5 protein-coding genes are annotated in these 12,102 nt (G+C 68.2%); 2 read left to right on the forward strand and 3 right to left on the reverse strand.

Annotated features, from left to right (window positions below; all coding sequences use genetic code 11):
• Together AC6LKG_RS05015 and AC6LKG_RS05020 are read right to left on the reverse strand one after the other, a co-directional pair.
• Nucleotides 1–5,468: two-partner secretion domain-containing protein (locus AC6LKG_RS05015; RefSeq protein WP_498163190.1), on the reverse strand; the 5,468-nt coding region annotated here is incomplete at its 3' end.
• Between the two features lie 24 nt (nt 5,469–5,492).
• A complete protein-coding gene (locus AC6LKG_RS05020) occupies nt 5,493–7,226 on the reverse strand; it encodes a ShlB/FhaC/HecB family hemolysin secretion/activation protein (RefSeq protein WP_498163192.1) in 1,734 nt (577 codons plus the stop codon).
• 375 nt (nt 7,227–7,601) lie between these two features.
• On the opposite strand from AC6LKG_RS05020, the gene AC6LKG_RS05025 reads away from it, so the two are divergent.
• Both AC6LKG_RS05025 and AC6LKG_RS05030 read left to right on the forward strand, forming a co-directional pair.
• The gene (locus AC6LKG_RS05025) at nt 7,602–8,420 is read left to right on the forward strand and encodes a response regulator transcription factor (protein WP_498163193.1); all 819 of its coding nucleotides are present in this window, start codon (nt 7,602–7,604) and stop codon (nt 8,418–8,420) included.
• Entirely contained in the window at nt 8,413–11,097 is a 2,685-nt protein-coding gene (locus tag AC6LKG_RS05030) for a sensor histidine kinase (protein ID WP_498163194.1), read from the forward strand. Before AC6LKG_RS05025 ends, AC6LKG_RS05030 begins: the two co-directional genes overlap by 8 nt.
• 7 nt (nt 11,098–11,104) lie before the next feature.
• Here the strand turns inward: AC6LKG_RS05030 and AC6LKG_RS05035 are convergent, their stop codons facing one another.
• Nucleotides 11,105–12,004, reverse strand: a complete 900-nt coding sequence (locus tag AC6LKG_RS05035) for a LysR family transcriptional regulator (protein WP_498163196.1) — start codon at nt 12,002–12,004, stop codon at nt 11,105–11,107.
• Between the last annotated feature and the right edge of the window lie 98 nt (nt 12,005–12,102).

A 12,102-nucleotide genomic window follows, 5' to 3' on the forward strand; every position in this document is an offset into this window, starting at 1 on the left:
TACTCGGCGACGTCGAATGTATAAGAACAACTGAGATAGCTGTCCGAGCCGGTGGCCGATAGCGTGACGCTGTTGGCCGTGATGCGGCCGGCGCCGCCATCGCTGGTGATGCTGGAGTTGACGCCGCCGCCGGTCGTGGCCAGGTTGACCGAATTGGTGGCGGTGATCGTGCCGGCCTGGATGTTCTTGCGGCCGCTGAAGCTGAAGTCGGTCAGGCCGCCGGTGACCTGTTCGAGGTACTGGGTGGTGCCGTCGTCGCTGATGCGGATGGTCTGGCCGGCGCCGCCGCCGATCTCGAAAGTGCTGGCGCTGCCGGCGGCCTTCAGGCTGTTGATGGCCAGGCTGCGCAGCACGGTGTCGCTGCTGACGTAGAAGTGGTTGCCGGCGGTCAGGCTGAGCGCCGACGTGCCGTTCAGGACCAGCCCGCCGCCCGTGACCGACGAGCCGATGGAGCCGCCGGTGCCCGCCGTCAGCGCCACGGTCGAGGCGCGGATGGCGCCGCTGTTGGCCGGATCGTCGTTGCTGATGTTCTGGTTCGAGGTCAGGCTGACCTTGCCGTTGGCGCCCGCGTCGATGCTGCCGACCAGCAGGTTCTTGCTGTTGGCGGTGAAGCCGAAGTCCAGCTTGGTGGCGCTGGCGATGTTCTTCAGGTGGATGCCGCTGGCGTCATCCGTCACGGTGAACGCCGTCAGGTTCGGCGCGGTGATCGCATAGGTGGCGTTGGCCGTGCCGTTGCGGGTGATGTTCAGGCGCGTCAGGCCGACCAGGTTGTCGACGGCGATGCCGCCGCCGCTGGCGAGGCTGACGTCCGGGGCCTGCAGGGTCAGCGCGGCGCCCGTCGCGCCAATGCTGCCGCCGGCCGCCAGCGCGATGCTGCTGGCGCGGATCTGCGTGGCGGCGTCGCCGTCGTCCAGCAGCGAACCGCCGGTGTTGGCCAGGGTGGCCGCGCCGGCGGCGCTCAGGCTGCCGATCGTGGTGTTGCCCGACGCCTGGGTGTAGCCGATCTGGCCGCTGCCGGCCTCCAGCCGCGTCAGCTTGATGTTGCCGGTGGTGCCGTTCAGGTAGACGTCGGTGCCGGCGGTGGCCTGCACGCTGGCCTGGCCGCTGCCGCCCACGCCGATGTAGCGCAGGCTGCCGTTGTACACGCCGCCGATGGCGCCGGCGGCGGTCAGCAGGATGTCATTGCCGCCCGCGTAGACGTTGCCGCTGCCATTGCCGAACAGCGAGCCGTTCGCCACGTTCAGCGCCACCGCGCCATTCCAGCTTCGCACCGTGCCTGCCAGCAGCGCGTCGCCCTGGCGCGTGTCGATCTGCACATCGCCCGTGGCAGTGATGTTGTTCAGCGTAACGATGCCGGTGTAATTGCCGGCGCCGGTCGGATTGGGCAGTTGCACATAGAAGCCGCCATTGCTCGCCGTGCCGCTCAGGTAGCCGGTCAGCACGTCCATGTAATCCGGCCCGGCCGCGCCGACAGCCTTGCCGGCGGTGAGGTTGACCGAATTGGCCAGCAGGCGGGTCTGCTTGTTGCCGTCGTCGCGCAGGTCGCCGGTGGCGTTCAGCGTGATGCTGCCGTTGTAGCCGGCATCGATGCTGCCGACGGTGATGTCGCGGTCGCCGGTGAAGCTGAAGTTGACCCAGTTGCTGTCGCGGACTTCATGGATCGTGTGGCCGCCGACGTCGTCGGTGATGTTGAACAGCAGCGACGGCGCGCGCACGTCCAGCGTGTAGCGGTCGTCCGCGTCCTTGTGGCGCGCGTACACCGTCAAAGAGCTGAGGTCGGCGATGTCGGTGGCGTACAGGTTGCCGCGCGTGTCCAGCGTCAGGCCGGGCGCGTTGACGGCGACGGCATTGGCGCTGGTGCCGATGTCCTGGGCGGCCCTGAGGCTGACGTTGTTGGCGGTGACGCGTGTCTCGGCGATGCCGTCGTCCAGGATGCTGCCCTGGCTGGAGACCAGCGTGACGTTGCTGCCGGCGCGGATGTTGCCCAGCTTCAGGCTCTGGTCGCCGGTGAACGAGAACTGGCTCAGCAGCGAGCTGTAGACTTGCTTGAGCTCGTAGGCATTGCCCAGGTCGTCGTTGATGTCGAAGTTCAGGAACGGCGCGGCCACCTGCAGCGTATTGCGGCGGGCCGGGTCGGCGTGCGAATTGGTGATGGCCAGGTAGGTCAACGTCTTGGCGGGATTATCGACATAGATGTCGCCGCCGCTGCCCAGCGTCAGGCCGGTGGTGGCCGTCTTGATGTGGTCGCTCGCCGTGCCGATGTGTTGCTGGGCCTGCAGGATGATGCTGCTGCCCGCCAGCGCGCTGTCGGCATTGGCGCGCACGATGCTGCCGCCTTGCGCGTTCAGCGAGAGGGTGCCGTTGCCGGCATCCAGCATGTTGGCGCTCAGGTTCGCCACGCCGGTTACGTAGATGCCGTTGCTGGCTTTCAAGTCGTCCAGCAGCACCGAGCCCTGTGCCTGGTTAAGGTAGATGCTGCCGCCGGTGGCGTTGAGCACGCCGGCGGCGGTGCGCAGGTAGGTGCCCGCGGTGCCGACCGTGTAGCTGGTGTTGGAGGCCGGGGCCAGCAGCGTGACGACGTTGCCGGTGATGAGCGAGGCCGAGGTGCCGGTGATGCTGCCGGCGCGTGCAGTGAGCGTGACGTTGCCCGCGCCCGCATTGACCTGGCCGGCCGCGATGCTGTTGCCGGTCAGGGAGATCGCGCCGCCGCCGGAACTGACGTTGTTGGCCGAAACGCTGCCCGCGCCGGTGATCGCGATCGGGCCGCCATTGGCCTGCGCCTGCGTGATGTTCAGATTGGCGCTGGTGCTGTCCAGGTACACGCCGCCGGCGCCCGCGCTGGCCGAAAGCGTGCTGGCATTGGTCTTGAGGGCGCGCGAGGCGCCGCCGATGATGCCCTGTTCGGCCGACAGCGTCAGCGACGAGGAGGCAATGCTTGTGGCGTCGTTGCCGTCGTCCACGATGTTGCCGAGCACCGAGGTCAGCACGGCGGCGCCGCCCGTCTTGATGTTGCCCAGGGTCAGGTGGCCGGTGGTCTGGGTGGCCAGATTGCCGGTGGTGTCGATCGCCTGCAGGTTCAGCGAACCCTCGCCGTTCACGTAGATGCCGCCGGTGCCGCTGGTGGCGGTCAGCGCCGCCGTCTGCATGCGCAGGGCCTGCGCAGACGACCCGATCGCGCCGCTGCGGCCGTCGCTGCCGGCGGCGCTCAGCGTGACCTGGCCGGCATTGAGCAGCCCGCCAGCGGTGCCCAGGATGTTGCCGGCCGTCGAAGCCAGGGCCAGCGTGCCGGTGCCCAGGTTCACGTCGCCGACGGTCATGGTGCGGTCGCCGGTGAACGAGAAGTTCAGGCCCGACTGGTTGACCGTGTTCAACTGGTAGCCGTTGCTGTCCTGCAGCGCGAAGGCCAGGCCCGGCGAGGTCAGTTGGAAGCTGTTGTTGACGCCCGGCTGCGCATGGCGGCTGGTAATATCCAGCGACGCCAGGGTCTGGCGGTTGGCCACCGCCAGGTTGCCGCCGGTCGCCAGCGACAGCAGCGCCGTCTGGGTGTTGACCGGCGCGGCCAGGTCGCCGATGCTGCCGCCGCTGGCATCCAGCTTGACGGTGTTGCCGGCCACCACCTGGCTGGCGCCGCCGGTGTTGCGGATCGACCCCGCGCTGGTGCGGATCAGCGCCGTGCCGCTGCCGGCATCGATGACGTTGGCCAGGTTGATGTCGCCGGTGGCATTCAGCGTGATCGCGCCGCCGCGGCTGGTCAGCTTGCCGATGTTGTCCAGCGTGCTGCCCACGCCCAGCGCTTCCAGCGTGATGGCGCCGCCCTGCGTGCTGATTTCGGTGTTCGAGTTCTCGAAGCGGATGCCGCCCGTCTGGGTCGAACGCATCGTGAAACTGTGGCCGGTGGTGGTCTGCAGATTGATCGCGGCCATGTCCGCGACGGTGATCTGGCCGGTGGCCTCCAGCTTGATGTTGGTGGTGCCGGCCAGGCTTTCCAGCAGGCCGCGCGACACGGTGTTGTCGGCGGTGTTGGCGTCGCCGCCGTTGATGGTGCCGTCGCCGGCCGCGCCGTCCTGCGAGCCGCCACCGCTGGCGGAATCGACGATGCGCAGGTCGGTCGGGTCGATCAGCAGCAGGCCGGTCTTGCCCTTGGGCGCGCGCAGGTCGGCCGAGCCGGTCAGGCCGATGTTCTTGTTGCTGGAGACTTCGGCGAAGCCGCCGTCGCCGCCCTGGGCGCCGCCGCGCGCCGACAGGCTGCCGGCGAAGGCGGTGGCGTCGTTGGACCACATCGTGATGCTGCCGCCATTGCCATTGACCAGCGCGTCGGCCTTGAGCGTGGCGCCCGCCGCCACCTTGACGCTGGACGACTTGCCGCTGAACGCGGCCGAGCCGTCGTCGGGCGCGACGCCCTGGCTGCCCAGCGCGATCTCGCCGCCGCCGGCCGCGCCGGATACGTCGATGGCGGCGCCGCGCGCCACATTGACGTGTTCGCCCGTCACCACGACCTTGCCGCCGCGTTCGCCGGCATTGGCGCCGCTGGCGTCGACCGTGCCGGCCACATTGACCGTGCCGGCGTCGCCGCCGGACAGCACGATCTTGCCGTTCTGCGTGCCCACCGCCTTGGCGCTGACGATGCCGTCGGTATTGACCACGTTGTCGATCACGCCCTTGACCGCGCGCGCGGTCATCAGCACCGTGCCGCCATCGGCGCGGATCACGCCGTTGTTGGCCACCAGCGCCGCGACCGTCTTGCCGTCGGCATCCTTGGGCAGGTCGGCGACCGCCGAGGTGGCATCGAAGCTCAACAGGCCGTCGCCCTGAAAGTCGACCGTGACGGTCTTGGCGCCGGCCAGGGCCACGCGCCCCAGCTTGGCTTCGATCACGCCCGAGTTGCGTACCGCCGGCGCCACCAGCACCGCCAGGCCGCTGTCCTTGATGCTGATCGTGCCTTCATTGACGATCATGGCGTTCGCCTTGGACGACGGCTTGTCGAACTTGTACTTGCCGGCCAGGAAGTCCTTGTCGCTGATATTGGCCGTGGTGGCGATCAGCCCGCCCACGTCGATGCGCGCGCCCTTGCCGAACAGCACGCCGTTCGGATTGACCAGCATCACCGTGCCATTGGCATTGAGGCGGCCGAAGATGGCCGACGGGTCATTGCCGACCACCCGGTTCAGCGTGATGCTGTTGCTGCCCGGCTGGCGGAAGTTGACCGTCTCGTTGGCGCCGATGCTGAAGTCTTTCCAGTTGATGATGGCTTTGCCGGTCGACTGGTTGATGTCCAGCGTGCCGTTGCCGCGGTTGTTGATGGTGGCGGAACCGGCCACCACGTTGCCGCCGGTCGGGTTGGCGTGGACACTGCCCGAGGCCAGCGAACCGATCACCACGGCCAGCGTGCTGAGCGCGGGCAGGGGCGGGGCTTTCTTCAGGGACTGGCGGCGGGCGGAGGGGGCGAGGCTGCGGGAAGGACGGGTCATGGTCGGTCGCTTTTCTGTCGCGGATTAGTACTGGGCCGAGAGGCTGAAGAAAACGCGGGGATCTTTGTTGCCCTGGGTCAGGACATCGGAACTCATGGGCTTGGCCACTTCGAGCGTGGCGTACAGGTTCTTGGTCAGGTTGGCGCGCATGCCGGCACCGTATGAGGACAGCTTGGCGCGCGTGAGCGGCGCGCTTTCGCTGCGCGACCAGATGCGGCCGCCGTCCACGAACGTGTACACGTGTGCGCCCTGCGGCAGGAAGCGGTCGCTGGAGACGGCATAGCGCAGTTCGAGCGAGGCGGCCAGGCCGGAGTCGGCGGACATTTCGCCGTCGTCATAGCCGCGGCCGAAGTTGGGGCCGCCCAACGCGAATTCCTCGCTGGCCAGCAGCGGGCTGGCGCTGTACTGGCCGGCAAAGGTGGCCACCAGGCTGAAACGCTCGGATAGCTGTTGCAGGCGCGTCAGTTCGGCGGTCAGCTTGAGGAAGTCAGGGCGGCCCTTGGCGCGCGAGGCCAGCTCGTTGCCTTCCTTCGAGGCGCCCATGGCGTCCAGACCCTGGTGCAGGGTGCCGCGCACGGCGGTGATGCCGTTCCAACTGTCGGTGCGGTCGTAGCTCAGGCCGGCGCGCAGCACCCGCAGGCGGTCGCGCGTGAACGGGATGCCGGTGATGTCGGTGGTGACGTTGCGCACGTCCAACATGCCGAAGGCGCGCAGGTTTTCCAGGCGCGAACGGATCACCGGGTAAGTGACGGTGGCCGAGTACGCCTGCACGTCGCTGGCGACGTTCAGCGGGGCTAGTTCACGGCCCGGTTCGCTCTTGGCGTAGCTGGCGGCAATGTCGACGGTCATGCCGTTGTCGCTGACCAGCATGTCATAGTTGGCGCCCACCGCCTTGCTGCGGTAGGCCGGAAAGCCCAGGCGGCCGGTCAGGGTGAAGCTGTCGGCGCGCGCGCCGAACGAATTGAGCGTGACCTGGCCGGTCATTTCGCTCCAGCCGAGGTAGGGCGAGCCGCGGTTGTCAAAGCCCAGACGCGCGTCGACCGGCTTGCGCTCGCTGTGCACCACCAATACCGAGCCGCCCACCTCGCTGGGCGAGGCTTCGAGGGAGGCGCGCACCGTCAGGCCATTCAGGTCGTTGGCCAGCAGCAGTTGGCGCTCGACCTCGGCCACGTTGATGGGGCGCACGCCGCGCAGGCGCCGTACCAGCTTTTCGATCGCCGCCTGCGCCGGGCCGATGTCGCCGTCGTACTTGACGTCGGCGATGTAGCCCTCGACCACCAGGATGCGGAAATGGCCGTCTTCGATGGTCTGCGCCGGCACGATGACGCGGGTGGTGACGTAGCCGTCGTTGCGGTAGCGCAACTCGATGTCGTTGGCCACCTTGAAGGCATCGGCCACGGTAATGGTTTTGCCGAGCAGGTCCTGGTAAAGCGGGCGCAGCGTGTCGGCGGGATAGCGGGTGACGCCTTCGATGCGCAGGTCCGTCAGGGTGAAGCGCAGCTTGTCGGCTCCGGCCGGCGCTTCGGTCGCGCTGCCTTGTTCCACGGTCACCGGCGCGGCACCGGGCGTGCTTTGCGGCATGGCCGGCTGCGGCAACTGGCGGCCCGGCTCGGCGCCCGAGGGCAGTTGGACGGGTGCGTTCTGCGCCCCCACCGGGCCGGCGGCTAGCGCCAGCAACACGGCGACGAAGCCGGCGCGCAGGGAGGAGGGAAGCTGGCAGGGAACGGCGGTACGGCGGGAATGGGGTAGGCGGCGCATGGGGTGCTCGGGCGGCAATTCGTTACAATCAGATTTAAATGATATTTTTTGATATATTTCTTGGACTTCTATAAACAATCTTTCTAAAGTTCTTTACAAGTACGGCGCGGGGCGGGATTCTTGCGGGCGCTGCGGCTTGGGAAAATGCAGGCTTCCCACTGGGCGGCGAAGCGGTTTGGAGTGCGCTCGTCCAGGGGAAACCAAGGCCATTACGGGCCAGTAGCTTCATGTAACAAACACTATCATGTGTGAATAATGATTGCGCCCGTGAGGTTTGCCGGAATGCGCGGCACGTTTGCCGCAAGGAAAAATATTCACAAAGCCGGGATGGTTTTGTGGCCTGTTACCAACGCGCCGGCCGGCCGGCATGAAAGAATGCGCGGCATGAATGACGCCTCTTATCCGCCCGTCCCTGGCCAGCTTGCCGGTTTGCGCGTGCTGGTCGTCGAGGACCGTCCCGAAGACCGCATGCTGCTGGTGGATTTCCTGACCAGCCAGGATTGCCGAGTCTATGTGGCCGAGGACGGCAACGATGGCTACCGCAAGGCGCAATTGGCGCAGCCGGACATCATCCTGATGGACGTGAACATGCCGGGGTGCGACGGCCTCGCGGCCTGCCGCCTGCTCAAGGCCGACCAGGCCACGCGCGGCATTCCCATCATCTTCCTGACCGCCGCCGCCCAGCCGGGCGAGCGGGTGGCCGGTCTGTCGGCGGGCGCGGTCGACTATGTCGCCAAGCCGTTCGATTTCGAGGAAGTGCGCTTGCGCCTGCTGATCCATCTGCGCGTGGCGCCGTTGCCGGCTACCGCGGCGGCCACGCCCGCCGAGGACGGCACATCGGCCGCCGCCGCCGGCAGCTCGCTCGACGGCGTGCTGTTCCGGGCCGCGCGCAAGCTGCTGCGCGAGCGCCTCGACCATACGCCCGAACTGGTGGCTCTGGCCCAGGCGCTGGGGACCAACGCGCGGCGGCTGAACCAGGCGTTCCGGCGTTGCGCCGGCACCACCGTGTTCGAATTCCTGCGCGAAGAACGCATGCGCGAGGCGCGCCGCCTGCTGTGCGAGACCGGCCTGGATATCCAGGCCATCTCGCAGGCCGTGGGCTTTGGCAACCGCGGCAATTTTTCCACCGCGTTCCGCGAGCGCTTCGGCATGGCGCCAACCGCCCTGCGCCAGGAGCAGGATCCGCATGGTTAGCCGCCGCGCGGGCTGGCTGGCGTGGCTGCTGTGGCTGGTCCTGTCCTGCCTGACCCTGCCGGCGAGCGGCCAGCCGGCGCAGCCGGTCATCGATCTGGGCGCGGTCAGCGGCAGCCTGCCGCTGGCCAGTCAACTGCGGGGCATCGAAGACCCGGGCGGCGCGCGCGAGGCCAGCCAGATCCTGGGTGACGATTGGCAGCCCGTGTCGCCCCGCTGGCTGAACCGGGGATACTCCGCCTCGGCTTTCTGGCTGCGGCTGGAAATCGGCAATGCCAGCAACAGCGCGCAAGAGCGTTGGTTGTCGTTCGGCGTGCCGCGTCTGGAGGATGTGCGCTTTTATTTATTCCTCCAGGGCAGCCGTGAGCCGGCCAAGGTGCTGCTGGCCGGCAACCGCGAGCCGCTGGCGACCCGCGAGGTACCGTCGACCGTCTCGGTGGCGTCGCTGCGGCTGGAGCCAGGCGAGCGGATGACGGTGCTGATGCGGGTCCAGAGCCGTTCGGCGATCAACATGGAACCTGCCTTGCGCACGCCGGCGGCCTTCGTCGGCGTGACCCAGCGCAACACCATGCTGGTGGCGTTGCTGGTTGGCGCGCTGGTGATGGTCGGCATCTATGCCGGCCTGCTCGGCGTGGTTCACCGCGATCCTGTGTACCTGCTGCTGGCCGCCGCCATTTTCGTCGAGATCCTGTACAGCTTGTCATTCCAGGGATTGCTGTATCGCTATGTGCTGACAGGCGGCGGTGAAATGGTGCTGCGCGCGCCCAGCGTCCTGGCGACGGTGGCGGCATCGCTGTTCGGCGGCATGGCGATGCTGTTCGCGGGGTTGGACCGGATCCGCATGTGGCGTGGCGTCTACCTGGGGCTGATCGCCGCCGGCTTTGCCGGCGCGGTGTGGGCGGCGCTGGGCGATTATCGCGAGGCCGCGCAGGCGCTGATTGGCCTGATCTTCGCGTGGGCCGTGGTCTGGCTCGTTTCCATGGCCGATGGCTGGCGCCGCGGCCATGCCAATGCCCGCATTTTCCTGCTGTCTTTCGCCGTCTATTGCGGCTGTCTGCTGCTGCGGGTGGCCTATATCCAGGGCCTGCTCCCAGGACGCTGGCAGGGCGGGCCGGAAGTGGCCTGGGACCTGTTGTCGATCTCGCTGATGCTGGCCGTGCTGTTGTACGGGCGCTCGCGCCAGCACCGCCAGGAGCGGCTGGCGGCCCAACGCGAACTGGCGCTGACGCGAGAACGCGAGCATCAGCGTCTGGACCAGGCCGTCACCGAGCGCACGCGCGCGCTGCAGGCGGCGCTGATCCGGGCCGACGAGGCCGGCCGCGTGCGCCAGGACTTCCTGGCGCGCATCAGCCATGACCTGCGCACGCCGCTGACCTCGATCATCGGCTTTGCCGACCTGATCCAGGCCGGCGGCCGCGACGATGCGCCGCGCGGCGCCATCATCCGCCGCAGCGCCGATCACTTGCTGAGCATGGTCAACGACCTGATCGACTACGCCGCCGGCGCCGGCAGCCAGGCCCTGCGCCTGGCGCCCGAGTATGTGCATGCCCTGCTCGACGTCGTGGCCAAGGAATCGGCGCCGCTCGCGGCGCGGCAGGACAACCGCTTCGTGCTGCAGGTATCGGACACACTGCCCGCCGTGCTCGAAATGGACGGCAAGCGTGTGCGGCAGGTGCTGTCGAACCTCGTCGACAACGCGGCCAAGTTCACGCGCGGCGGCGTGCTCACGCTGACGGCGGACTATGCCGCGCCCGCAGCGCAAGACCCCGCGGGCTGGCTGACGCTGTCGGTGAGCGATACCGGATGCGGCATCGCGGCCGCGGACCGGCAGCACATCTTCGAGCCGTTCCAGCGTTTGGGAGCGACCGAAAGCCAGCCCGGCGTCGGGCTTGGCCTGGCCATCGTCCAGCAATGGGTGCAGCGCATGAACGGCCGCATCCACGTCGACAGCGATGTGGGCCAGGGCACGACCGTCAGCGTGTCGTTGCCGCTCAGGCAGGTGGACGAATCGGGCGTCTCGCACCATTACATCGATGCCGCCGCGCACATGTTGCCCGCGCTGGACGGCGCCGGCAAGTGCGTCTGGCTGGCCGAGGACACGCCGGAAATCCGCGAATTCCTGGTCGAGGAAATGGCCAGCCTGGGCTTCCTGGTGGAAAGCGAAGCGGACGGCCGCGGCATGGTGGCGCGCATCCAGGCCGAAGATGCGCACCGGCCCGACCTGATCCTGACCGACCATCGCATGGAAGGCGCCGATGGCGCGGCCGTGCTGCGGGCAGCCCACGCTCGCTGGCCGGACCTGCCGGTGGTGGCGGTATCGGCCACACCGCAAGAGACCGCGGCCCTGGATGGCGTCGGTTACGACGCCAGCCTGCTCAAGCCCATCAATCTGGTGGAACTGCGCCACCTCTTGGGCCGGCTGTTGCGCCTGCCAATGACCCCGAAGGCCAGCGAGCCGGTGCCGGCGTCGTCACCGATGCCGCGACTGTCGCGCGCCGATGTGGAACAGGTGCGGCGCCTGCTGGATATTGGCGGCATCTCGGACCTGATGGATTGGGCGCGCGCCGTGCAGGCGCGCGATCCGGCCTTCACGGATTTCAGCCAGCAGGTGCAGCGGCTGGCGCGGCAGGGCGATCTCGTGGCCATTGGCGAATTGTGCGGGCGGATGCCCGTGGCGTGAGCGGGCGTCAGGGGGGGCTGTCGCGAAGCAGCCGCTCAGCCAGGAAGTCGACGAACACCCGGACCTTGGGCGACAGGTTGCGGTTGGAGGGCCACAGCGCCTGGAAGCGACCCGCGCCATTGACCTGCGCGTCCAGCAGCGCGCGCAGTCTGCCGGCCGCCAGCGCCTCGCGCGCCAGGAAATCCGGCATGCAGCCAATGCCGAACCCCTGGATGGTCGCGCCCAGCAAGGCTTCCATGTTGTTGCAGGTGAACGCGGCCGTCAGCCGCGGCGCGGCCTCGCCCGCGGCCAGCGCCAGCGGCCATTCCTGCAGCGTACCGGCGTTCGGATAGCGGAATCGCACCGCCCGATGCCGTTCCAGGTCGCGCGCGCGCTGCGGCGTGCCATGGCGCGCCAGGTAATCGGGCGCCGCGTACAGCCGCAGCCGGAAGCTGCCGAGCGTTCGGGCCGCCAGGCGCGAATCGGGCAGGTCGCCGCTGCGGATCGCCACGTCGACACGCTCGCCGATCAGGTCCACGATCCGGTCGTTGAAGTCCATGTCCAGTTCGATGTGCGGATAGCGCGCCGCGAAGGCCGGCAGCACCGGCAGCAGGAAGTGGTAGCTGACCAGCGGCGCGCTGACGCGCAGGCGCCCGCGGGGTTCGCGCAGCGTCTGCGACAGCATGGCGTGCGCATCGTCCAGGTCGTCCAGGATGCGTTTGCAGCGCTCGTAGAACAGCCGGCCTTCCTCGGTCAGCTGCATGCGGCGCGTGCTGCGCTGGAACAGGCGCACGTGCAGGTCCTGTTCCAGCCGGGCCACGGCCTTGCCGACGGCCGAGGGCGACAGGTCCAGGTCGCGTCCGGCGGCGGCGAAGCCACCCAGTTCGGCGCTGCGGACAAACGGCAACAGGCCGCTCAAACGGTCCATGGCGATTCCATTGAAGAAATTAATTCCCGTATGTGTGGATTTTTACCCTATTTATCCGCCCATTGCGTACAGGTATCTTCAATGCCGTGTCCTTCCAC

It is taken from the genome of Achromobacter sp. 46006 (assembly GCF_059761975.1).

Bases quoted from the DNA above. Each gene is read 5' to 3' on its own strand.
- AC6LKG_RS05030 (WP_498163194.1), top strand. From the start codon at position 8,413: ATGGTTAGCCGCCGCGCGGGCTGGCTGGCGTGGCTGCTGTGGCTGGTC.
- AC6LKG_RS05020 (WP_498163192.1), bottom strand. From the start codon at position 7,226: ATGCGCCGCCTACCCCATTCCCGCCGTACCGCCGTTCCCTGCCAGCTT.
- AC6LKG_RS05035 (WP_498163196.1), bottom strand. From the start codon at position 12,004: ATGGACCGTTTGAGCGGCCTGTTGCCGTTTGTCCGCAGCGCCGAACTG.
- AC6LKG_RS05025 (WP_498163193.1), top strand. From the start codon at position 7,602: ATGCGCGGCATGAATGACGCCTCTTATCCGCCCGTCCCTGGCCAGCTT.